20 protein-coding genes are annotated in these 24,008 nt (G+C 40.3%); 12 read left to right on the top strand and 8 right to left on the bottom strand.

Annotation, left to right across the window (positions count from 1 at the left end; all coding sequences use genetic code 11):
- Positions 1-69 precede the first annotated feature (69 nt).
- From QNI22_RS22465 to QNI22_RS22440, 6 genes are all read left to right on the top strand, one after another.
- Complete coding sequence (locus QNI22_RS22465; RefSeq protein WP_314514087.1) at positions 70-951, top strand: UbiA family prenyltransferase; 882 nt, start codon at positions 70-72, stop codon at positions 949-951.
- 21 nt (positions 952-972) lie between these two features.
- The gene (locus QNI22_RS22460; RefSeq protein ID WP_314514086.1) at positions 973-2,409 is read left to right on the top strand and encodes an aldehyde dehydrogenase family protein; all 1,437 of its coding nucleotides are present in this window, start codon (positions 973-975) and stop codon (positions 2,407-2,409) included.
- Positions 2,410-2,454: 45 nt separating this feature from the next.
- Positions 2,455-3,651, top strand: a complete 1,197-nt coding sequence (locus tag QNI22_RS22455) for a molybdopterin molybdotransferase MoeA (protein ID WP_314514085.1) — start codon at positions 2,455-2,457, stop codon at positions 3,649-3,651.
- Between the two features lie 196 nt (positions 3,652-3,847).
- Positions 3,848-4,513: a hypothetical protein gene (locus tag QNI22_RS22450; protein ID WP_314514084.1), complete on the top strand. Its 666-nt coding sequence runs from the start codon at positions 3,848-3,850 to the stop codon at positions 4,511-4,513.
- A 138-nt stretch (positions 4,514-4,651) separates the two neighbouring features.
- Positions 4,652-4,849 (top strand): YgaP family membrane protein, encoded by a 198-nt coding sequence (locus QNI22_RS22445; RefSeq protein ID WP_314514083.1) that lies wholly within the window; start codon positions 4,652-4,654, stop codon positions 4,847-4,849.
- 109 nt (positions 4,850-4,958) lie between these two features.
- On the top strand, positions 4,959-5,357 hold the full coding sequence (locus QNI22_RS22440) for a DUF983 domain-containing protein (protein WP_314514082.1): 399 nt from the start codon (positions 4,959-4,961) through the stop codon (positions 5,355-5,357).
- 86 nt (positions 5,358-5,443) lie between these two features.
- Here QNI22_RS22440 and QNI22_RS22435 read toward each other — a convergent pair whose 3' ends face one another.
- From QNI22_RS22435 to QNI22_RS22420, 4 genes are all read right to left on the bottom strand, one after another.
- Positions 5,444-6,172, bottom strand: a complete 729-nt coding sequence (locus tag QNI22_RS22435; protein ID WP_314514081.1) for a hypothetical protein — start codon at positions 6,170-6,172, stop codon at positions 5,444-5,446.
- Between the two features lie 48 nt (positions 6,173-6,220).
- The gene (locus tag QNI22_RS22430; RefSeq protein WP_314514080.1) at positions 6,221-7,141 is read right to left on the bottom strand and encodes a WD40 repeat domain-containing protein; all 921 of its coding nucleotides are present in this window, start codon (positions 7,139-7,141) and stop codon (positions 6,221-6,223) included.
- 147 nt (positions 7,142-7,288) lie between these two features.
- Entirely contained in the window at positions 7,289-8,293 is a 1,005-nt protein-coding gene (locus QNI22_RS22425; RefSeq protein WP_314514079.1) for a DUF3592 domain-containing protein, read from the bottom strand.
- Between the two features lie 36 nt (positions 8,294-8,329).
- Positions 8,330-9,385, bottom strand: a complete 1,056-nt coding sequence (locus QNI22_RS22420) for a hypothetical protein (protein ID WP_314514078.1) — start codon at positions 9,383-9,385, stop codon at positions 8,330-8,332.
- Positions 9,386-9,871: 486 nt separating this feature from the next.
- On the opposite strand from QNI22_RS22420, the gene QNI22_RS22415 reads away from it, so the two are divergent.
- On the top strand, positions 9,872-10,714 hold the full coding sequence (locus tag QNI22_RS22415; protein WP_314514077.1) for a hypothetical protein: 843 nt from the start codon (positions 9,872-9,874) through the stop codon (positions 10,712-10,714).
- 713 nt (positions 10,715-11,427) lie between these two features.
- On the opposite strand, the gene QNI22_RS22410 is transcribed toward QNI22_RS22415, so the two are convergent.
- Positions 11,428-11,676: a cytoplasmic protein gene (locus tag QNI22_RS22410; RefSeq protein ID WP_314514076.1), complete on the bottom strand. Its 249-nt coding sequence runs from the start codon at positions 11,674-11,676 to the stop codon at positions 11,428-11,430.
- A gap of 287 nt (positions 11,677-11,963) precedes the next feature.
- Here QNI22_RS22410 and QNI22_RS22405 point away from each other — a divergent pair, with 287 nt between their 5' ends.
- Together QNI22_RS22405 and QNI22_RS22400 are read left to right on the top strand one after the other, a co-directional pair.
- Positions 11,964-12,998, top strand: a complete 1,035-nt coding sequence (locus tag QNI22_RS22405; RefSeq protein ID WP_314514075.1) for a sensor histidine kinase — start codon at positions 11,964-11,966, stop codon at positions 12,996-12,998.
- 55 nt (positions 12,999-13,053) lie between these two features.
- Positions 13,054-13,752 carry a LytR/AlgR family response regulator transcription factor gene (locus QNI22_RS22400; RefSeq protein ID WP_314514074.1) on the top strand — a complete coding sequence of 233 codons (699 nt, stop codon included), beginning with the start codon at positions 13,054-13,056 and terminating at the stop codon, positions 13,750-13,752.
- Positions 13,753-14,121: 369 nt separating this feature from the next.
- On the opposite strand, the gene QNI22_RS22395 is transcribed toward QNI22_RS22400, so the two are convergent.
- The 3 genes from QNI22_RS22395 to QNI22_RS22385 are packed head-to-tail and all read right to left on the bottom strand — an operon-like array spanning position 14,122 to position 20,036.
- Positions 14,122-15,303 carry an efflux RND transporter periplasmic adaptor subunit gene (locus QNI22_RS22395; RefSeq protein ID WP_314514073.1) on the bottom strand — a complete coding sequence of 394 codons (1,182 nt, stop codon included), beginning with the start codon at positions 15,301-15,303 and terminating at the stop codon, positions 14,122-14,124.
- Complete coding sequence (locus QNI22_RS22390) at positions 15,300-18,533, bottom strand: efflux RND transporter permease subunit (RefSeq protein ID WP_314514072.1); 3,234 nt, start codon at positions 18,531-18,533, stop codon at positions 15,300-15,302. Before QNI22_RS22390 ends, QNI22_RS22395 begins: the two co-directional genes overlap by 4 nt.
- A 27-nt stretch (positions 18,534-18,560) precedes the next feature.
- Entirely contained in the window at positions 18,561-20,036 is a 1,476-nt protein-coding gene (locus QNI22_RS22385) for a TolC family protein (RefSeq protein ID WP_314514071.1), read from the bottom strand.
- Positions 20,037-20,230: 194 nt separating this feature from the next.
- On the opposite strand from QNI22_RS22385, the gene QNI22_RS22380 reads away from it, so the two are divergent.
- The 3 genes from QNI22_RS22380 (at position 20,231) to QNI22_RS22370 (ending at position 23,928) form a co-directional block, all read left to right on the top strand.
- Positions 20,231-20,908, top strand: coding sequence for a response regulator transcription factor (locus QNI22_RS22380; RefSeq protein WP_314514070.1), 678 nt, complete (start codon positions 20,231-20,233; stop codon positions 20,906-20,908).
- A complete protein-coding gene (locus QNI22_RS22375) occupies positions 20,905-22,182 on the top strand; it encodes a sensor histidine kinase (protein ID WP_314514069.1) in 1,278 nt (425 codons plus the stop codon). The genes QNI22_RS22380 and QNI22_RS22375 overlap by 4 nt, the downstream gene beginning before the upstream one ends.
- 285 nt (positions 22,183-22,467) lie before the next feature.
- The gene (locus QNI22_RS22370) at positions 22,468-23,928 is read left to right on the top strand and encodes an amino acid permease (protein ID WP_314514068.1); all 1,461 of its coding nucleotides are present in this window, start codon (positions 22,468-22,470) and stop codon (positions 23,926-23,928) included.
- Positions 23,929-24,008 lie beyond the last annotated feature (80 nt).

The raw sequence follows: 24,008 nt of genomic DNA, 5'->3' as shown, positions 1-24,008 counted from the left end.
TGCCAGGAGTGAGTTGATTATCTCAGGAAAACATTATCTTTCTGCCATCAATCCACCTGATACAGATTTATGATTAGTCGGTCTACATGGCTGCATTTGCGCATCCCGTTTTCGTTTTTTTTATTACCTATATTTATTTTTGCTGTGAGTGTGTCACCACAGCCAAGTACCTGGAAAACCTTACTGGTATTTTTTATTCTCCACTTTCTGTTGTATCCGGCCAGCAATGGGTATAACAGCTATTATGATAAAGACGAAGACAGTATCGGAGGATTAGAAAAACCACCTCCTGTGAGTAAAGAACTGTGGTATGTTTCACTGATACTGGACGGGATTGCATTGTTGGCAGGGATCTTTCTGGGTTGGGTATTTGTAGCAGGTTTGTTTGTGTATGGACTAATATCCAAACTCTATAGTTATGATAAGGTTCGTCTTAAAAAATATCCGATTCTAAGTTGGATACTGGCTAGTTTCTTTCAGGGAGCCTTTACGTTTCTAATGACTTATCAGGCCATTAATGCTTTGCAGCTAGAAGCCTTAACAGATAGTGCAGTAATTATTCCTGCATTGCTTTCTACAGCTTTTCTGGGTGGATCATATCCCATGACTCAGGTATACCAGCATGCTGAAGACGCCCGACGAGGGGATATGACGCTGAGTCGTCTTCTGGGTATCAGAGGAACTTTTATCTTTGCTGCGGTAGCCTTTCAGTTAACTTCACTAGGATTCTGGTATTACTTTCAGACCTACTATGAAGGGATGTATTTTGTGTGGTTTATCCTTTGTCTGGCTCCTGGGTTAGTACACTTTCTGGTATGGACTGTTAAAGTCTGGAAAGATAAAAAGTTTGCTGATTTTCGTTCTACTATGCGACTTAACTGGCTTACAGCTACAGGTATGAATCTGTTTTTTATTATAATAGGCATACTCATTCATATAAAGGGTTCATAACCATTTATCCAGTTTAAAATTATGGAAACAGAAGCTCTTACTTCAGACCATCAGGTTTTCGAAGATCAGTTGTTGCCTATTTTTGAACAACAGAAAGCATACGCACAGACTCTACGGATCTCCAATGTAGAACAACGTAAGGAAAAGCTAAAGCGATTGCGTCAGTGGATTCTGTCTAATCGGATAGCTATCCAGGAGGCTTTGTCCAAAGATTTTCAGAAGCCGGTCTTTGAAACAGACATCACAGAAATATATAGTACAAAGACTGAACTGGACCATGCCCTTGGACAATTGCACAAATGGATGCGCCCTGCAAAGGTAGGCACCCCTCTGGTACTGATAGGGACACGTTCCAGAGTCATGTATGAACCCAAAGGAGTAGCACTGATTATCGCTCCCTGGAACTATCCTTTTTATCTGCTGGTCAGCCCACTCATATCGGCAATTGCTGCGGGATGTTGTGCCATCCTGAAACCCTCTGAAATGACTCCTGCTACAGCATCACTGGTCAGACGGATGGTCGCAGAATTATTTGAGTCCAGAGAAGTAACCGTTGTGGAGGGCGATGCAACAGTGGCCACTGCTTTACTGAAGTTGCCTTTTGATCATATCTTCTTCACGGGAAGCCCACAAATCGGAAAAGTAGTGATGCGGGCTGCTGCTGAGCATCTGACTTCTGTAACGCTGGAACTGGGAGGAAAGTCTCCGTGTATTGTGGATGCAACAGCCAATATCAAAGATGCTGCAGAAAAGATCGCCATAGGAAAGTTTCTGAATGCAGGGCAGACATGTATCGCTCCAGATTATATCCTGGTGCATAAAAGCAAAGAAAAAGAACTAGTACAGGCTTTACAGGCTGTTATTACACAATTTTATGGGGCAGATCCTGAAACCTCATCTGACCTGGCCCATATTATTAATAGCCAGCATCTGAATCGTTTACAAGGATTGATTTCAGATGCTGTTGCTAAAGGGGCTACTCTTGTTGCGGGTGGTAAAGCCAATGCAGAAACGCGCTATCTGGCTCCAACCTTATTAACAGTAGTAACACCTGACATGCAGGTGATGCAGGAGGAGATTTTCGGTCCTGTGCTACCTGTGCTGACATTTGAGCAAATCCATGAAGTAACTCATTTTGTCACAGAGAGAAGTAAGTCGCTGGCTTTATATATATTCAGCCAGGATAAGCAACAGATTGAGTATGTGTTAAAACATACTACTGCGGGAGGTGTTTCCGTAAATGAATGTCTGATGCATGTATTGCATCCTGACCTGCCATTTGGAGGAGTAAATACGAGTGGCATTGGCAAGTCGCACGGTTTCTATGGCTTTGTTGCTTTTTCAAATGAAAAGGCTGTATTGCACCAGCGAATCGGATTAACCAATTACAAGCAATTTTATCCACCTTATACACAAAAAGTTAAAAAACTTTTCAATCTTTTGTTACAGTGGTTGTAATGTAATACAAGCCAACACAACCTAATCCCTTATAATTATTAATATATGACAACTGTTGCAGAAGCTCAAAAAAGCATTATTTCTCAGGCAAAATCTTTTGGTGAAGAGACTCTCCCGTTAGAAAAGGCTTTAGGTAGGGTATTGGCACAACCTATTCTTGCAGACCGCGATTATCCTCCTTTTAACCGCTCCACAATGGATGGATATGCAGTACAGGCTGCTGATTTTCTGGATAAGAAACTTTCTCAGTTGCAATTGGTGGAGCGTATTCATGCAGGAAGTGTTGGGACACAGGAAATACATTCAGGAACATGCAGCAAAATTATGACTGGTGCTCCTGTACCACTTGGAGCCGATGCTGTAGTGAGGGTAGAGGATACACAGGAGACTAGCGGACTGGTGACATTTAACATAGAAACTATTCGTGTAGGACAAAATATCGCCAAGCAGGGTGAAGATGCTCAGTCCGGGCAGGAAATCCTGTCCAACAGGTCAGTAATTACACCACAGGTATCAGGAGTGCTTGCTGTCACAGGCAATGCACAGGTAACAGTAGCCAGATTGCCTAAAATAGGCATCATATCAACAGGGAATGAGGTAGTGTCATTGGGTACTCCTGTACAAACGCATCAGATACGGGATTCCAATGCCTGGGTGGTACGAGGCTTTTTCCATTCCTATCAGGTGGATGAAATATCAACTACATTAGCCAAAGACGACAAGGCTGTTCTACAGGAAACAGTTGCTGGTTTTCTGGCTGACAAAGACATTATTATCCTTTCGGGTGGTGTTTCCAAAGGAGATGCCGATTATGTACCGGAGATATTACAGCTACTGGGTGTACAACAGATTTTTCACAGAGTACGTATTCGTCCAGGAGGACCGATCTGGTTTGGCACTACTCCGGATGGAAAGGCTGTATTTGGATTACCCGGCAATCCTGTGTCGGTACAGGTAGCCTGCAAAGTGTTTATCGAGCCTTATCTGCGTACCTGTCTGGGACTTCCATTGCTTTCTCCACTATGGCTTCCTTTCTCTGGCAACCGCACTAAAAAAACGCCATTTGACGAGTTTTTTCCGTGTGAACTGATTATACACAATGGACAAACAGGTGTACAGGCAGTCCGCTACAATAGCAGTGGTGACATTGCTGCTACTGCCAAAAGTGATGGTATTGTACTGCAACCCGCAGAGACCGAACAACTGGCAGATAATGCTGTGGTAGCTTTTTATAAATGGTAAATAATAAAGTTTTATATAGGAGGCTGATTGTATGTAGAATAGAATTTTAAATAGTAATAAATTTTTAAATGAAACATAGATTGAATTTAAATAGTGTTTTTCATGGAATAAAATGATTGATTTTGTGGTCTGCAAACAGGATTTTTTGTATCTTTAAAGCTACTAAGGACTGTTAAAGTATTTTTTAATTTTAGCTATGAAACAAGTATACTTTCTGGAAAATGCGATTGATAAATATCGTTATGCATACTATGAGTTGGTGAATTTTGATATCCGACTAGATAATGAAATTCGCCTGATGAAGAAACGCATAGCTAAAATTGCCGTTGATGAAGTCAAATATCAGGCTCGTCAACAGTTTCTGGATAGCTATCTGGCTGAATTGAAAGAACGGAAAGTATTGTTTCAGACAGAAGACAAACCCGAAAAATATAAAGAACGTACATTAAAACAGCTCCAACGGGAAATAGATAAGATTCAGGGAAGATGGTATGCCAACCGTTGGCGTCTAAGTGTAGTCTATAAACGCAAGTGCAAAGACAATGTAGTTAAGCTACTCCTCAAAGAAACCAAACAAGCTGAAACACAGGTACGTATCCAGCAGACTAAACAAACATTGGAACTGTTGTTACAAGAGCAACAGGCAGAACAGGCTACTTTTGATGCATATGCTAAGAAAGTGCTGGCAGCCCATGTCAATGAAGCAGATGTAACTGAAACAGAGTTTGTTGCTACTGCTACTAACGCTGTAAAAGAGCAGATTTGGGCTAATACACCTACTATCCTTCCCTTTTTGCTCTGTATCATGATGATAGAAAGACAAAAAGTTCTTCTTCAAAGGGATACATACCGAAACCTCTGACAATGTGAGTGTCAGTAGAGTGGATAAGTAAATAAAAATAAAAAAATGACTTTGTGACTTAAGTTACAGACAAGATGCAATACAGGCTATACATTTGTCCTACTATTGAATTTTGTCAAACACTTAACTATCAGTCATATGAATACAAATATGGGAAGTTTGGATCGTAGCATTCGCTTTTTGGTTGCCCTTCTGATTGGATCTGCTGGTATATATTTTCAGAGTTGGTGGGGATTAGTAGCAATTATTCCTTTGGTAACGGCGTTTGTGAGCCAATGCCCTTTGTATACATTGCTTGGTATCAGTACCAAGCCACTAAAAAGCCAAAAAAAATAAACAGACTGGAAGGGTTTCTAAAGTATACCTGTTACTTTTGGCATATTGCTGTGACCTTTCTATTATAAATGGAGAGATTGCTATTTATTTTGTATTAATTTTTAAATATATGCCCCGCACTAAGTTTTCTGCTATACTTCATGAAAAATGTCCACGTTGCCGTGAAGGAAACATTTTTACCTATCCTTTGAGCAAGGTATCACGTTTTTCTATTACCAATGAGAATTGTCCTGTATGTAACCTGCGTTATGAAAAAGAGCCAGGTACGTTTTATGGTGCCATGTATGTGAGTTATGGATTTAATGTAGGGATGGTGGTTGCTTTGTTTATTGCCACATTTACGATAGGTAATGATCCTCATCTGATGTGGTATTTTATTGTAATAATTCCGGCTCTGATTCTTGCTGCCCCGTTCTTCTTCCGTTATTCTCGTGTACTCTGGTTATACTTCTTCTCAGATGTCAAGTATAATCCTTCACTGGCTGACAAAGCACAGGGGACAGTTTGATAGTGCATAGAATATACGTTTCATTGGAATAGCCCAAATTTATAATTGGGCTATTTTCATTTTCCTACCTGACTGTTGTTATCACTCTAGGAGTAGAAATTCCAGCACAATGCCTTATTGGCTTGTACATCATATAACAATACTGTATCATTTCCATCTGTAAAGAACTCCTCTCCGGCAGTTCTTCCGAGGACGTCAAAATGGTTAGCTTTCTGAGTAGAGTCCTGAACACTCTCACCCAGAATATAGTCTAATTCTTGTGTAGCTACTGGATATACAACCGGGCTTTTTGTTTTATTTGAAGCCCACCCATCTATGATACTTCTGAATTTTGCAAAACCTCCATACAATTGAAAATGAAGTTTGTTGATAGAATACTCATAAAAGGTTTGTAGAAAGTAATCTATATCAAAATCTGTTATTTCATCAGGTGTAAGAGTTTGTTTTAGTGTGTGGATATAAGTTTTGGTCTTTGTACGATTTTTCAAATAGTCTTTGCCATTTTGTTCAAATTCTGCTTCGAGCCTGGGAAATAGTAACTGAGCTTGTGTATAGCCCTTGTACAATCGAACATCTCCTGCAAAGTAGTATTTTCCATCTGCTATATCGAATAGGGTATAGCTGGTATTATTTTCCTTTGTAACGTATTCTTCGTTCATCCACAACCCATTGGAAGATACAAAATGGAAAAGATGATTGGGATATTTGTTTTTGTCTTCCACTGTGCACAAAGGATAAAATATTCCTTTCAGTGTCTCATCTGCAAAAACATTGGTAAACGAAGGATAGAGGTTTATATCAAGATATGTACTCATAGATACGAATGCTAGTGGTTGTTCTGTGTTTGAAAAGAATGAATACAATTACAAGATTGGCTTGTCTGAAACGTGTCCGGTTGATAGATCTAATGTAGTTAATGTAGCCAGTAACACCTGATTGCCAAAATAGTTGCTTTTAATACGTCCTCGCAAATGGTAGCCTTCTATCTGCCGTATTATTTCACCAGATGCGCTATCTACCACATAGTCGGCTCCCCACTGATTGGTTTCTGTAGCACTGACACTCAAGCACAGTAGTTTTCCATCTTCACTGCTGAATATGTCAGATGGATTGATCTCTCCTCCCTTTTTCCCAAAATACGTAAAATCTTTTTTCCAGATTATCTGATAGTTTCTGTTAAAGCAGTATAGGATGTTATTAGCAATGGCATATATACAGGATAAGTCTGGCGAAAACTTTACATTGGAGATACGGGCCTTGGTGTCTACTATAATAGTATCTGTTTGACCTGTTTTGAAGTCAAATACACAACAGGTGCCTTTTAAGCGCTCTACAGGTGCTATAAAAATATCATTATGGGTATCCAGATCACCTTCATACAGACGTATCTGATGAGGTAATTCGGCTACTATTTGTTGGGAAGTCAGATCATAACAGAAGGGCTTCTTTTTGCTGGCTACTATCAGCAATTTATCACCAGAGGCGTTAAAGCCTGTGTCAAATACATAATAACTGCTGGTGTTATATAACCTCTGGTTTGTCTGATAATCAATTACTGAAATTTCTTTTTTGGATGCTCCTCTCTGAGTAGTAGGCCTCTCAATAATTATTCGTTTGCCATCAGGTGAAAGGCTGGATGCCTCCCAGTTGGCATACTCTATCAGATGCTGTTGTTGGTATATAGAAAAATCAACTATCGAAAGTTCTTTTGGCTGTACAGGTTTGGATTTTCCGAAAAGCCCGACTTTTGCTTTTCTGTTCACAATAAATGGCTGGCTACTCATATACAGGTTGTTGGGTTTGTATTGTAAGTATATACTGGTTTGAATTTTTCTCCCAAAGGCAAGTATTGGTAAAATAAAAAAAGCGTTACAAACATAGGTTTGTAACGCCATATTACTATTATATACAATTTATTTTTATGTATGACCTTATGGATTCTTTCGAACAATGGTATACATAAATATTTCTTCCGGAAAGCGAAATGTACCACTTGTACTATAGGAATTTTCGGGTTTGGTCCGTTTGTGTTCTTTGAATATAATATAATGGTCACTTTCGTAACTGATCCGTTCTTCTTCTCCTACAAGTCGTGCACTTTTTTTGAATCCATCCTCTGCATTACGTAATGATGATTCGAATGAAGATCCATTTAAATGGCCAATAGATAACTTTTCAAGGTATACCATACTTTGGCTCTCCTCATCAATCTTTAGAGCTATTTTATGGCGTTCATTGACAAAGATACCTTCCTGAGTTTCCCATTTATAACCTATTTTATTCAAATGAGATAAGATAGTCTCTTGCTTCATATGGGCTGTAAAAATCTTGTCTATATCCTGAAATTCTAGTTTCCGATCTTCGATTTTAAACGCTTTTTTAATCTCATCTTCACTGAGAAGTGCTTTACTTACACTGGGATCTTGTTTCCAGTATACTACATCAATGGTTGCTCCTTTATAAAGGCTATTGAACTCAGATCCATTGATGGATTGGGAAAAATAGTATTTGCGGTTTTTGGGAGGTTGATAGCTGACACGTACTTCATAGGTAGTGTTGCTCTGAAATCTGCGGGTAGTAGTGGTAGATTCTCCATCCACTATATTGGCTGTGACAATAACTCCTTCCTTTTCAAGCACGGCGTCTTTTCTGTCATCAAAATGCACCCAGAACACAAATATGAGAATGATACCTGGTATGATAGCTAACGGTGCTAATCCTTTGGGACTACCCTTTGGAATATCTTCTGTAAAATCATAGACAGATGTAAAATCGCCAATGAATAATGCCAGAAATAATGCAGTGAGAGCGGCCCCTGTAAAGGACAGAAAGCCAGGGTACTGATTGTAGGTACCTATTGAAATTCCACTCCAGAACAGATAGAGGGTAGCAATGACTGATCCCAGCCATATTTTTCTTCGTGTATTAAATTCCATAATTATATGTCTTAAAAAGATGTAGTACTTTTGTGTTTAAATACGATTGCTTCCGTCCTCTTGCTTTACAGGCTTTCCTTCATATTTGGTTAGATAGTAATGTGTACCTTGTATTTTAAGATGATAAGTAAACTCACCACCTTCTGCATCTTTAAAATGAATAAGACCTGATATTTCCGGTTCCATACCCTTAAAAATACCTTTGAAGATAAATATCCCTTCTTCTTCCCGCATTGGAATCAGGTTCGGATCTACCTGTGCATTATTTGTATAGGTATTGCGTTCATCTTTGGACAGTGTTTCATATCTGTCAAAATGGACCGGAACCCCTTTATTTCGGATAGCATACGCAAATTTTCCATCTTCAAAGCCAAACGTAACCTTTTCAAATACAGGTTCATAGATGTATTTGATTTCCTGAATAGCGGTAGGACTTTGTTTTGGAATGATAGTTATCCGCTTTCTCTCTGATGTTTCAGACAAAGATTGTATCAGGGTGGTTTTGTTAATCACTACTGTATCAAATGATTGATAAGATGAATCAGCCTGAAAGGCATCCAGAATGGCGTACTCTCCATACGATTGAGGCGACTTTTGGCTCCAGAGGCAGGTAACAGTCTTAGGGGTAGCTGATAGCACTTTTAGATAGGTGCTTTTGGAGTGTTCATCTTCCAGTTTATAGTAATAGCCAGCTTTGGCCTCATTGATTTTTTGTTTGTTCTCAACATACGTTTCTTTCAGATAGTCTTCATATCTTCTTTTGGAAAGGACAGAATCTATCTCTGTAAAAATAGAAAAGCCTATACCTCCACAAACCAGCAGGATAGGTCCAATAAAGGTATACCAGGGAATTCCACGTCCTATCGACGTACTGGTCAAATAACGAAGCAGATCTATCGTGGGTTCATACAGTTTACCATCACGTCCTTTCAAAACCCATATTTGTCCTATTGGAAAAAACGGAATCCAGAAAAGATGAAAGTACTTCTGGCGTTGCTGAATCATATATTGCTGATCCCAATCCTGAGGTAGCCCGATCTCTGAAGGCCGATGAGATACTATAGAGAATGAATTCCATCCAAATACTATCATATATGCTAAAGTTAAGATGTTACCGTAGGGATACGCGAGTGTTAATACACTCATAAACAAAAAGGTAATTGTATTACCATTGCTTCTGAACGCAATTTCTTCTACTATTGCAGCCTCGTTTAAAGCGCCTTTTCAGAAAAATCTTACTTCAGTAATATTGAGCAGTACTAGAAGTGGTTATGAATTGCAATTGATTGTTTTCCAGAGATATCATGGATGAGCAATATGCCTGACACTGATAAGAATGAGATCTGTTGTGTGCAATAATCTTCGAAAGAGTAATAAAACTGATATTTTTTTCTAAGAATAGAGTTCTTCAAAATGAAGAAGCACAATCTGCTAAATGCCAGAAAAAGTGTTGTTTAGTAAGATGTAAAATAAAAAATACAGATTAGTGCTCTGACACGTGAAAATAAAATGTTGTGTTTACCCTGTTATAAGTTTTTTACTAAAGAGAGTTTCTGAAACTACCACTTTAATTTTTATATGAAGAAAACATTTTACTGGTTAGGAATGATTGTCGTATTAGGTATGGTAGCATGCCATAAGTCTGTAGAACCTGTTAAGCCAGAAGAACCTGTACCTCCTGTTGAAGAACCCACTACTTTGTATCGGATTGGTAAGATTACATTATCACCTGGAAGAATCGTATCTTTTCAGTATGGGGCCAATGGCGAAATTACTCAGTCAGATCTGACAGATTCTTTAAAGAATATCTATGGAATTATGGCGAGTCACTGGTCATTTGTATATGACTCTGAAGGGCATCTGGATAAGCTGGTAAGTGAAGATGGTAGTCATATAGAGGTGACTACCGATAGTGCAGGACGTGTGACGAAAGCTGTACGTGCTATGGTTGGAAACTTTATCTTTGAAAATACCTTTTCCTATGATTCGCTGGGACGTTTGGCAGTTTTTGAAGATCGGATGATGGGATCCAGTAACAAGTATCTGTATAGTTATACTCTGGATGGTAATTTGAGTTCTATCATTCGGTCAGGAAGTCCTGCTGCACTGAATTTTTCATTACAAGCTACAGCGTATGATAGCCAGAATAGCGTGTGGCAAACAGATACACGTAGTAATCTGATTTATTGGTGGCTGGTAAGTCTGACCTATTTTGCGGATCTGTCACCTGCGTTGTTCTTATCCTATAAGAACAACATCACAGAATGTACCTATACAGACCTGCAAGGTAACATAACAGAATTGCAAGTGGAATATGAGTATACAGAGAACAATCCTATCCGAATGAGGTCTTTACAAACAATCGATAGTACTACATTCAGAGGACCTTTCAAATTTGAATATCAGAGTTATTCCAAATAAGCTTTACAGTATAGGTAGATAATCATTTTTATCTGTGCTGTAGTATGTACCTATACTCTTATAGCTTCTGAAACCTCAAAGCTACCAGATCAATTCATAAAGTACCTTATAGGGAGAATAAAAATAAGGTAATAATACAATTTACATGATAACCCAAAATAGATTTTTATGCCTGGATAAAGTTTTTATACACTATCTATTTTAGATTACAAAGGGAAAAATACCCTAAGATACGGGGAAAATACCCCTTGAAGTTATTTGTTTACTGCAACAAGTTGGTGCATATTGTATCAATACTTCTTTGGGGTAATATCCCTATTCGGACTATTGTTCTTTATCTTATTAAGCGTCTGATATATCGCATCTTATGGCTAAGGTGTTATCTATATCACAGACAAACATGAAGAACCGGCTGGCAGAAAGTGGTGAAGTATATAAAAACAATTCGCTAACCTATCTGTTTATTTTTTTGTGATGGATACTACAAGCCTGCTGTTAATACTTTTGGTATGTGGATTGCCTTTTCTTATTTATATTCAATATCAGAATTTGCGAAAACTTATTCAGGAAGGAACAAGACTGGAGAAGGAATTACATGCTGTCATAAAAAAGAATGCATGTAATAAAGAGATTTCGCTTGATAAGGATGACCTTAACAAAATAGAATAAGACTCGGGTTCTAAACCTGTTGCCTTGTATAGTGGTTCTGTATTCTAAAACCAGAAAGTGTGCAGTTCCTGAAGATTTTCTCTTGTCAGTTCATAAGGAGACTTATCGGGCAACACGCAATCTATACCGCAATAAGGGCAGATACCTGTCTCATCTGCTTCTACAAAATCCACTACCTTGTATGCAGGATATACCTTTAAACAGTAATAACACCCTGCCTGAACAGATTCTTCCAGTGCCTTTTTATTGATAGTGGTGTATTTAAGAGATTTTTCCAGTACATCTTTATTCATACGCGTATCCAGGATAACAATATGGCAAGTAAGTGTATCTACCCTTTATACGATAGGGAGGTATAGGGTAACTCGGAAATCGCTAGACTTATTTTTGAAATTACATATTCTACTTCAGAATATATATTACATGTGTGTATCCTGGTGTCAGAATGAATACAAATCATGCTTTGACTGATAGAAAGATAGTGAAATTAGTATCTTTGAGTATGGTTCGTCTAAAAACAACTTCCCTCTTCATTCATAGTTCAGGCTGGATATTGCTCTTTGTTTTCCCTCTGTTATTTATGAGTGACGTAGAGAGTATAGGAGAACTCCTGACGTCCATTTATTACTGGCAGTTTTGCCTGTTTTATATTGCCCTCTTTTATCTGCATACCTACTGGATATTTCCGTTCCTGTTTTTTAAAAAGAGATATATTTTATATGGATTTGCTGTTATTTGTCTGTTTGCCAGTGTATACATGCTAAAGCCGTTTGATCAGCTTATTGTGCATAATTCCTTTTCCGGAAGAGAAGAAGAACCACCACCAGGTTTTGTGCCACCACCTCGTTTCGGTAAGCCTATGCACGAACGTCCTGACTTTAGGCCAAGACCTGAAGAAAATATAGCAATGTTACCGGAAGGAGATCATGTGGATATTACCAGCATATTCCTTTTTGTGATTATGATGGCTTTAAGCATTGCTATTGAGACCATGTATCAGTGGCGTGAAACAGAAAAACGGGCAGTACAGGCAGAGGCTGACAAGATTAGTGCTGAGCTGTCTTTCCTGAAAGCCCAGATTCACCCACACTTTCTTTTTAATACCCTGAATAATATTTATGCATTGGCAATCACACAGAATGAGAATACAGCTACTTCTATCATGAAGCTCTCCAATATTATGCGTTATGTAACAGATGAAGTATTGGAAGATTTTGTACCTCTGAGCAATGAAGTAGAATGTATCCGAAACTATATTGACCTGCAGCGGTTACGATTAGGAAAAAATATGCAAATCGATTTCTCTGTAAATGGTAATCAGGAACGGGTGAAAATAGCTCCATTGTTATTGATGACTTTTATTGAGAATGTATTTAAGTATGGTGTTAGTAATCATCATTTAGGGAGCATTATAATCAAAATAGTTGCAGAACGACAGCACATTTACTTTTTTTGCCAGAATCAGATTTTTACCACAGATCAGAATACAAATCGGGAAGGAGTAGGGATTGTTAATACCAAACAACGTTTGAATCGACTTTATTCAGATAAGCATTCTTTGAATATTAAATCAGAAGATAATGTATTCACTGTTGAGCTAAACTTATATTCCTAGTCATTGTACAGTGTTTTTTGAAGAAACAGAATATAGCCTGACAAATTTTTGTGAAATGTTCCTAAAGTGTATTGCTGTAGACGATGAACCCCTGGCTTTGGATATTCTCAAAACTTATATTGCCAGATTACCTGTTTTGCAATTGGTACAAACTTTTGATGATGCAGTTCTGGCAGTCGACTTTTTGAAGCAGAACCCTATGGATCTTTTGCTGGTTGACATACATATGCCCGACCTATCCGGTCTAGATCTGGTTCGTTCGCTGGATGTTATGCCTCTAATCATCTTTACAACAGCACATAAGAATTACGCATTTGAAGGATTTGAACTCAATGCGGTTGATTATCTATTGAAACCCATCGATTTTGAGCGATTTTCCAAAGCCATCGCCAAGGCTGTTGATTACCATCAATATAAAACCCGATCTTCAGGAGAATCTGCTGAGTACCTGTATGTGTATTCCGAATACCGGCAAGTTCGGGTGAATCTTAGTGATATTGAATACATCGAAAGCCTGGAAGATTACATTCGGATACATTTGAGTGAACAGAAACCTGTAGTTACACTGATGACCTTAAAAAAGGTACTTGAGAAGCTACCTGAACAACAATTCAAACGCATACATCGTAGTTTTGTCGTGGCTATTGATCGGGTCAATTCTATTCATAACCGAAAGGCTATACTTGATTCTGGTAAAGAATTGCCTATCAGTGATAGCTATACAGAGTTTATTCAGGAGTGGAAGGCGAAGTGATTTAATTTTTTAGGAAACAAAAAAAGTCACTGGTACGGGTGGACGTTCGAACTAGACTCTTTCTTTTAAAACCTTCATTTCTAGAAAAATCTGGAACAAGATAAGGGAAAGCCTCTGGCTTTGCGGGCTGGAGGTTCGACAGAAAGTTCCCTTTTTTTCTTCATTTTTTGGTCAAGCAAACAATGAAGAAAGTGTAAGAAGACTGATAAAAGGAATCTGAGAAGGCAAAAGAAGAGATGTCTCACTCAAAAATAAATCAGCACCTATGCTTTTGAACCTATGCTTTTGAAAAGAGTATAGGTTCAAAAGCATAGGTGCTGATCTTCCATCCAATATTCTGGATGATTCATGTAAATAACGAAAAGACTTCTACTTTTGATAACTTGTTGTAGATACAGGCTGGGACTCTGTACGATGCCATTTAGCCGATTGTCCTTCCCTTATTTCATCTGAGGCTTCTTTCACAATCCAATCGCCAGGTTGCAGATTACCAAATACCTCTACCAACGTATCTACCACATTACCTTTTTTAACAGCTATGCGTTCTGCTTTGTCATCCTTTACCCGAACTACAAACACCTTTTCAGAAGAGCTGACTACCGATTTTACAGGAACGAATAAAGTCTGCGCAGATCGGGTGATAGGTAGACGAACTTCTGCGTACATACCTGCTTTGAGTTCGTCATTGGTATTCTTTATATCAAACTCTGTCATCATAGATCGGTTCTCTTCCTGCAGGCTACTTCCACTACGGGCATAGGTAGCTGTAAATAACTTTTCAGGAACCGCATTCACTGTGAAGTTTACAGTGCCTTTGCCCGAAATCTGATTAGCATATACCTCTGGGATTGCTACTGTCAAACGTAAGGTACGGCTATCTTGCAACACAAATAAGGGTTTGGCACTGCTACTCTCCGAAGGTCCTACCAATGCTCCCGGACTGGTGTTCCGCTCGATAATAACTCCATCAAACGGGGCAGTGATAGTTAAATACTGGGCTAGTTGAGACTTAGTTTGGTAATAGGCGCGTGCTGCCTGAACATTTCCCTGTGCCACAGTAGCTGATGCACTGTCACCCATCATACGAGCTTTCGCCAGATCCAGTTCGTTGAGCGAAACGGCACCTTCCATTTTGCTGGTTTTTAACATACGCTGATAGGTAAGTTTACTCGCCTGCGCACGGGTGCTTTGTTCACTGGCCGTTGCTTCGGCAGCCTGTAGCTGAGCTTTAGCCTGACTAAGTTCAGACAAGGATTCCGGTGCATCCAGTATAGCCAGCACCTGTCCCTTTTTCACAACAGATCCACGATCCACTGCCAAGCTTTTGACAAACCCCTTTACTTTGGGATGAATATTTACTTTGTTCCAGGGCTTTAATTCGCCCGGCAATACTATTTGCTTGGAAGGTTGCAACTGTTGTACAGGAACTATGGTAATTTCCTGAACTTCGGCAGTCGCAGACGTTTCTTTGTTTCCGTCTGCTTCTTCATGGCTGCATGCACTTGTTAAAATGGCTGAAGCCAGTACTAGAATAAAAGGAAGGTATTTCATATAGCAGAATGTGTTTGAGTAGTTGGTTGGAAAAAGGTACTTTCAGGATCTTCAGGATCAAGAGATACAGAGGCCAAAGATGCTTTCCCTTGTATTTGGACAAAAACTCCTGGTAAAATCAGCAATGACGCTAGTGTAGAGGCTATCAGGCCACCTATTACAGCTTGTCCAAGAGGTGCAATTTGATCACCTCCTTCACCTAGTCCGGATGCCATGGGGATCATACCTGCAATCATGGCAATACTGGTCATCAGAATAGGTCGGATACGACTGTTTGCGGCAATAACAACTGCCTGACGGGCATCTTTCAGTTCCAGTCTTAAATTTTCGGCATTGGTTACCATCAGAATAGCATTTGCTACTGAAACCCCCACAGACATGATTAATCCCATGTATGATTGCAGATTCAGCGTAGAGCCTGTCAGCAGAAGCATTCCCAGTGCCCCAACCACTACAGCCGGAATAGCAGAGAGTACTACAAAAGAAAGCTTGAAGGATTGGAAAGTTGCACTTAGCAACAAGAAGATAATGACAATGGCAATGATCAATCCGGTTTGAAGGCTGCTCAACGTATCCGTTAATAGTTGCGTCTGTCCTTTCTGTTCCACAATTACCCCGCGTGGTGGTTCGCCAGCTTTGCGAATGGCCTCTTTTACAGCTTTATCTGCTGCACCTAAATCTTTCCGGAATACATTGGCATTGATGGTTACCAGTCGGTTTGGACCCGAACGGTCATATTGACCTGGTGCTGTCTCCTCAGAAAACGTAGCTACATCAGACAATACCGGATGTTGGGCCCCTGTATGTAAGGGAATATTGCCAATATCCTCAACAGTACTCATCAGGTTTTCAGGAATCTGTACCTGTACCTGATAGGCAAGGCCTTTTGCATCATCCAGCCAGAGGTTTTTATCCGTAAAACGACTGGAAGATGTGGCTGCCACCAGTGAACGTGCTACCTGTGATGAAGTCACTCCCAGTTGCCCTGCCCGTTGGCGATCCATTTCTACTTTCAACACGGGATAGGATAGAGGTTGAGCAATTTGTACATCCCGTAAGAACGAAACCTGCTTCATCTGGTCCAAAATCTTTTGAGCAAAGCGTCCTGCCTCTTTGACATCTTTGGCTGCAACAGTTACCTCAATAGGAGTGGCTGACCCCTGACTCATGATCTTATCTACCAGCTCAATCGGTTCGAACAATACTCTTAATCCTGGTATCTCGGTTGTCATTCGTTTACGCAGTTTCTCTTGGAGAGCATCCATGCGAACTGAAAAACCTTCAGCAAGTGCCACTTGTAGCACAGCCTCATGAGGTCCACTATTAAATACAAATATGTTGGAAGTACCATAACTGGAAGGCACTGTACCTACATATGCTGAAGAGATCTCTACATGATTAGGACCCACTTCTGAACGAATAATATCCAATACTTTTAACGTTGCTTCTTCTGTACGTTCCACCCGTGTTCCATCCGGTACCCGTAACCGAAGCTGAAACTGATTACTGTTTGCTTTTGGTAGAATGTCTGTTCCAATCAGAAGAAATCCTCCTACGACAAATAATACTGATACCACAAGATATCCAATAACCGTAGTTTTTCCAGAGGATAATACCCTTTCCAGGAACTGGCTGTATTTGAGTTTGAATTTGTCAAATCCCTTTGGTGCTGGCGCATGGTGTTTTTCTTCTTCAATCATATCGGATATTTCCTGTTTGTCCAGTGCCAGTGTTGGCGCTTCATGAGGTGGATGGCTTTTTAACAACCAATTTGCCAAAACAGGCACAAACGTCTGAGACAACAGGAAGGATGCTATCATCGCAAAGCCTACCGAGAGCGATAGTGGCAGGAACATAGAACGAGGGATACCGCTCATAACAAACGCTGGAGCAAATACTGCCAGAATTGCCAGCAGAATCAGAAACTCGGGAAATGCAATCTCTTTACAGGCATCCCAGATAGCCTGCGCCTTGGGTTTCCCCATTTCCAGGTGCTGGTGAATATTTTCTATCGTTACCGTTGCCTGATCGACAAGTACCCCAATAGCTAGTGCTAATCCGCTCAATGTCATAATATTAATAGACTGGCCTGCCAGTTGAAGCAGAATAACCGCAGAAAGTACAGAGATAGGAATCGTCAATACCACAATGATTACACTCCGCCAGTCTTTCAGGAATAACAGCACCATCAACCCTGTCAATACTGCTCCTAAAATACCTTCCGTTACAAGACTCTTTAATGCATTGGTTACATATACGGACTGATCAAACTCATACGAAACCTTTACATCTTCTGGAATGGCATTGCGAAGTTCCGGCATTGCCTTTTTGATGTTGTTTACTACCGCCAGTGTAGACGCATCAGACTTTTTAACAACCGGGATATATACTGCCCGGCGTCCGTTGACTAATGCATAACTTACTGTAATATCCGCTCCATCTTCTACAGTGCCGATATCCCGTACAAATACGGTAGGACCTGATCCAATCCGAATAGGTATATTCAGGAAATCTTCAGGCTTGCGCACCAGAGAATTGACAGGAGTCATCAGCGTTTTGTCTCCCATACGAATGTTTCCGGCAGGGGAGGGCTGGTTATTAGACACAATCGAACGAATAATTTCTTCCGGTGTAAGATTGTAGCTGCGTACCAATTGAGGATCTACCTTAACCACAATGGTACGTTGGTTTCCCCCAAAAGGAGGAGGGCTGGATACCCCTTCAATCCGGGAGAACATAGGTCGTATTCTTGAAGAAGCAAAATCCTGTATCTCATTTAAGGATCGGGTTTTGCTTTCAAATACCAGCTGACCAACCGGAACCGAACTGGCGTCAAAGCGTACCACCTGGGGTGGCACCGTCCCTTCTGGCATATAGGCCTTAGCACGTGAGACGTTGTTGGCTACCTCTGCCGCTGCCTGAGCCATATCCGTACCCGGATAAAACTGTAATTTGATCAGACAAAGACCCTGAATGGTTTTTACATCTACATCCTTGATTCCAGACACATACAGAAAGTGATCTTGATAACGGGTGGCGATAAAGCCATCCATCTGATCAGGGGCCATACCACCATACGGTTGTACGACATAGATAGTCGGCAGATCCAGATTGGGGAAAATATCTACCGGAATACTTGACAACGAAAGCACAGAGAAAAAGAGAATTCCCATGACGGCCACAATGACCGCAATCGGCTTTCGCAAGGCATTTCGAATTAATTGATACATATCTAAACAGTGTTTAATGACAAAAGATTAGTTAAGCTGGTTCAGAAACAGCGACAGATCACCAGTAGCCGCTGCCTGAAGTAACAGCGATCGCCAGGCATTGCTGATAGCTACGTACTGGTCTACTTCTGCCCGGTTGAGTGTAAGCAGACTTTGCATGACAGTAGGGAGATCTGTCAGACCGCTTTCGTAGCGTGCACGTGCCTGATTCATTGCCCGGCGGGCAGCATTTAACTGAACAGGTGCCAGTCTGGCCTGATCCAATGTAAGGGCAAACTGCATTTCTGATTCACGAAATTGCCGATTGAGTTTTAGTGACTGATCATTGTATAGCTCCTGATACCGTTGCAACTGGGCTTTTTCGCTTTGGTAATCGTTGTGGACCTTGAAAATGCTGGTCAGGTTCCAGCGGGTTGAGATACCAATCATGTAGTTATATACCTGATAGTTAACCCCACTCGCAAAGTCAGTCCGGTATGAGTCGTCCTTATTGGAGACACCTGATCCTCTGGCCCAGCCTGCAGCCAGAAAGGAAATAGAAGGGCGAAATGACCTGCGAACAGCGATACTTCTGGCTTCTGCAACTGAAGTCTGAGCTTGGTACAGACGTAACAGCGGATTGTTCTGAATAGAAGAAGCTCCTGTAGGTATAATCGGAAGCTTTGTGTAAAAGCTCATGCTATCTACAGCTAGGCTATCCTGAAGATTTCCTGTTAACTCTGAAAGACGCAGACGTTGCGCTTTTTCATTGCGTTGGCTTTCCAGCAGTAGAAGTTGAGCTTTGGTATATTCTGCATTGGCAAGCGAACTATCTACACCAGGACGCATTCCGGAAGAAACGCCTGATGCTACAACTTCTCTGAAAATACGGGCTCTTTCCAGATTGCTCCGTTGTACCATTACCAGTTTCTGACTGATCAAGAGCAACAGATAGGAATCAATCACCCGGATTTGTTGCTGGAACAACTCGTTTTCATATTCCAGCTGGCTGCGAGCCATCTCATTGCGTGCTGCCTGTACATTGGCGGCTACTTTACCAAAGTTGATGATTTTCCATTCCAGCAAAGCCGTTGTAAAGCTGCCAAAGACACCCTGATAAATATTGTCAGGACGAATACCGCCCGAAGGTGATATGGCAGTTCCTTCATTAGGATAGTAGGACCCCGTAACACTATTATTGGTAGCGTATGTATACTGATCCTGTATGATTACATTAGGCAGATACTCTGTGTTGGCAGACTTTACTCTTCGTTGTGCACTAGTCACTTCTGCTTGTTTGGCTTTTAGTAAAGGATAGTTTTGTTTGCTTTCATTCAAAACCTGCTGCAAGTTTACCTGTTGCCCCTGGCCGGATATTGTTGCACCTACCAATAATAGAGTCAATAAAGTAAGCCTTGTAAAATATCGTGTTTTGGATGGCTGAGATGACTCTTTCTCCTGTGACTGAACCGACGGATGAAAGGTGTTTTGTATCTCTAAAAGAATTGATGTTGGATGATTCATTGGTATCAAAAGAATAAGGTTTTAGGATTCCAACTAAGATTCGATACCAAAACTAGGAGCCAATTCTGGAAATATTTGGGAAATGAAATCCCTCTATACGAGTATTTTAAAACCTTTCTTCCAGTATTTTTCCAGAATTGGGCTATATTTTCGTTTTTATTTTACCAGTTATACGTTTCTATATCCAGCATTGTATGAAGATTCTGATCATAGAAGATGAAAAAGGGTTGTCCGAAAGTATTTCAGATTATTTAACCAAAGAAGGCTTCGTATGTGAGGTAGCCAGTAATTACTGGGAGGCGGAAGAAAAGGTCAATCTGTATTACTATGAGTGTGTGGTAGTAGATCTGATGCTGCCAGGGGGGGATGGATATGATATTGTGGGTATGCTCAAGAAAATAGCAGTCACGACAGGTATTATTATTATTTCAGCCCGTAATGCACTGGAAGATAAGATCAAAGGTCTGGAGTTAGGATCAGATGACTACCTGACAAAACCCTTTCATCTATCCGAATTGAACGCACGCATTAAGTCCCTGATACGCAGACGCCATTTTGGAGGAAATACAGAAATTACTTACCACGAGATTCGGGTGCAGACGCAATCCCGGAAGGTATTTGTGAAGGAAGAGGAAACACCTTTGTCCCGAAAAGAATATGACTTGTTGCTATACTTCCTCTCAAACGTGGATGTAGCCCTGACGAAATCCTCTATTGCCGAACATCTATGGGGTGATAATATTGACACCGTTGATTCTCTTGATATTGTTTATTCTCACATTAAAAACCTGCGCCGTAAACTTCTTGAAAAAGGAAGTACAGATTACATACAGTCTATCTACGGCATTGGGTATAAATTTGGTACTCCGTGAAACTACTTACCAAAGCCAGTGGCATTTATCTTCTGTTTCTGTTAAGCCTGTACCTGATTACAGCTCTGGCTTTTTATTGGATCACACGTGTAGTCATCTATGATGAAGTTGAGAGTCGATTGCAGGTAGAAAAACGTGATTTTGAAGCGTATATACAACTTCATCAAGCATGGTCCAGCAGTTGTTACTTTGTTGAAAACAAGATCGAAGTAATACCTGTCACTTTCAAAGAGCCGATAACAGAGATGTATAAAGACACACTGATCTACAATCGGTACGAAGACCAGGACGACCCTTTCCGGCAGATAACCTTCTATACGAAAATTGGGAATGCCGACTACAAAGTTTCTATTCGTAAATCACTGATTCAGACTTATAAGCTCATTGAAGTTATCACCTTTGTGATGGTGACATTTTTGAGCTTGCTGCTGATTTTAATGTACTGGTTTCAGCGACGACTGTCTGGAAACCTGTGGAAACCATTTTATAACACTTTATCCAAAATCAAGCAATTTGACCTGACCAGTGTGACGCCCATAGATTTGAAGAAAGAGGAAGTAGACGAATTTGATGAACTGAATCAGGTATTGAAACGTATGGCTGAAAAAATGCAGCACGATTACCGGAGTCTGAAAGAATTTACCGAGAATGCATCCCATGAAATTCAGACACCACTGGCTCTGATTAATGTACGGGTGGAACAACTGCTGCAATCCTCTTCACTTTCTCAGCAACAGACCTACTGGATTGATGAAATTTATCAGGCATCCAGACGTATGTCACGATTGCATCAAGGATTGCTGTTGCTTACCAAGATTGAAAATCATCAGTTTCGGGATGCTGAAGAGGTAAATCTGACAGACCTGGCAAGAAATAAAGTTCTTGACTTTGAAGAGTTTCTGGTTATGCGTCAGCTAACCGTAGATGTTGATCTGAAAGAACCGTTTCTGGTAAATATTTCTCCTGCACTTGCAGACAGCTTAGTAAATAACCTGTTGAGCAATGCCATCAAATATAGTAAGCCTGAAGGTATACTACGCATCTTTACGCACGCCAGGCAATTATGTATATACAATAGTGGTGAGCCACTGAAAAATGATCCGGAGAAACTTTTTGATCGGTTCAAGAAAGACAGCGATGGTTCAGAGTCATTAGGCTTAGGGCTTGCTATTGTAAAACAGATCTGCGAAAACTACCAGTTACAACTTCAATACACCTATTCTTATGGAATGCACTGTTTTTGTGTATCTGCTCCTGTTTCCGAATTGTCATAATATGTATTTTTCCAGTCTGATAGTTGGAAAGCTTAGTGTTTTAAAGCAGGAAAAATACAGAAAACGAAAAGATTATCCTCTGTATTGAAATGAATCTGAAAACGATTTCCTAAGTTTGCAGCTGCTTTTGTTTTTACATTGTTCGTTTTCAATGGACAATGTACTTTTTTATCTGCACAGATCTGTAGCGCAGGATACTGTTAAAAAAAGGATTGTCATGTTTAATTATCTTACCAACACGTTTTCTTATTCAGAGAGATACCTTCTCTGATGTTCTTCATTAACATGTTTAAAAAATCATTGGAAAGCCTGCAACAGGAAGCTGCACAAACTCAGGGAAATACATTGAAGCGAAGTTTGGGTGCAGTGAATCTGATTGCTATTGGCATTGGGGTTATTATCGGAGCCGGCTTGTTTTCGCTGACGGGACTGGCCGCTGCAAATAATGCAGGGCCGGCTGTGACCATATCTTTTATAGTGGCAGCTGTAGGGTGTGCATTCAGTGCTCTATGTTACGCTGAGTTTTCATCTATGGTGCCTGTGGCCGGAAGTGCCTATACGTATTCGTATGCTACGGTAGGTGAGTTGTTTGCCTGGATTATTGGCTGGGATTTGGTACTGGAGTATTCTGTCGGAGCGGCTACTATTGGTATTAGCTGGTCTCAGTATCTGGTAAAATTTTTATCAGGTTACGGTATCTATCTTCCTCCTCAGTTTATACAGTCTCCTTTCGAGAGTATGAAACTGGCTGATGGTACAGAAGTGCACGGAATTATAAACTTGCCTGCTGTGCTAATCATTGTGCTGATTACAGGCATTATCATTCGAGGTACAAAAGGTTCAGCTCTGTATAATGCCTTGGTAGTAGCTTTGAAGGTAGGCGTTGTCATTGTTTTTATTGCTCTGGGATGGAAGTATATCAATCCAGCTAACTATCAGCCTTATATCCCTGCGAATACAGGTACTTTTGGGGAGTATGGATGGAGTGGCATCCTAAGAGGAGCTGGAGTTGTATTTTTTGTGTTTATCGGTTTTGATATTGTAGCCACTATGGCACAGGAGTCGAAGAATCCTCAGCGAAATATGCCAATCGGGATTATTGGCTCTCTGGCTATTTGTACCTTTTTGTTTGTTGCGTTTAGTCATGTCATGACCGGACTGGCAAATTATACCGAATTTAAAAATAGTGCTGCTCCGGTAGCTATTGCTATTCAAAAAACGCCTTATGCATGGTTGAGCCCCGTGATCATTCTGGCAATTTTGGTTGGATATACATCCGTTATTCTGGTTGATTTACTGGGACAGTCAAGAGTTTTTTATTCTATGAGCAAAGATGGATTACTTCCGGCTGTTTTTTCGGAATTACACCCAAAGTTTCGTACACCTTACAAGTCCAATATTTTATTGTGTGCATTTATTAGTTTGTTTGCAGGCTTGGTTCCTATCAGTGTAGTTGGAGAAATGACAAGTATTGGAACACTGCTGGCATTTGTGATGGTATGCATTGGAGTAATGGTTCTGCGAAAAACAAACCCTGATACCCCTCGCGCTTTTAAAACCCCTTTAGTTCCCGTTGTGCCTATTCTGGGAATTATCACATGTATTATTATGATGGTTTATTTACCAGCTGATACCTGGATTCGATTGATTCTATGGTTGGCGATTGGTTTGGTTGTATATTTTGTATATGGGAAGAAGAATAGCAAACTTCGTCAGGAATATTTACAAAAAGTATCTGGAAAATAGATTAAGTGATCTTTGTGGAGAAAAAATAAGTCTGGTACAGAGCCAAGCTACAACAAAAGTCAGGTATTGAATGCCTGACT

Source organism: Xanthocytophaga agilis (assembly GCF_030068605.1).
Classification (GTDB): Bacteria; Bacteroidota; Bacteroidia; order Cytophagales; family 172606-1; genus Xanthocytophaga; species Xanthocytophaga agilis.
The sequence above is the reverse complement of the archived record's forward strand: the minus strand, read 5'-3'. Positions and strand labels throughout refer to the sequence as shown.